Here is a 463-nt window from a genome sequence, read left to right as displayed (position 1 = left end):
ACCAAAGTCAATGCGATGAGAAGTTCTTACGTGTCTCGCTCCAAAGCCTGCTAGATCTTAATCCGCCGTCGGTGCGCGCAGTCTACGGAGATAACCCGACCCATCTGCACATGGGGTTAGAAACGCTACAGGCTGTGCTGAATGCCTCGTCTCGAGAAGGGCTTGGCGCTGAGCTGACCCGCTATACCCTGGGGATGATGGTGCTTGAACGCAAGCTGAAAGGCAATCGTGGCTCCCAGGAGGCATTGAGCCGTCACATTGAAGGACTTCACCGCCAGCTTAGCTATTTTGATTTGCTGTCGGACACAATTATCAGCGCCATGGCCAGCATCTATGTGGACATTATCAGCCCACTCGGACCGCGCATCCAGGTCACCGGCGCGACGGCGGTATTGCAAAACACCCAGATTCAGGCCAAAGTGCGCGCCGTATTGCTGGCCGGTATCCGTTCCGCCGTGCTATG

At 55.9% G+C, this 463-nt stretch carries 1 pseudogene; it reads left to right on the top strand.

The features are described 5' to 3' along the window. Nucleotides 1–463, top strand: a pseudogene (locus BG74_RS02595) (DUF489 family protein); the annotation flags it as partial.

This window comes from Sodalis-like endosymbiont of Proechinophthirus fluctus (assembly GCF_001602625.1).
Classification (GTDB): Bacteria; Pseudomonadota; Gammaproteobacteria; order Enterobacterales; family Enterobacteriaceae.
This window is presented reverse-complemented; position numbering and strand designations above follow the sequence as displayed.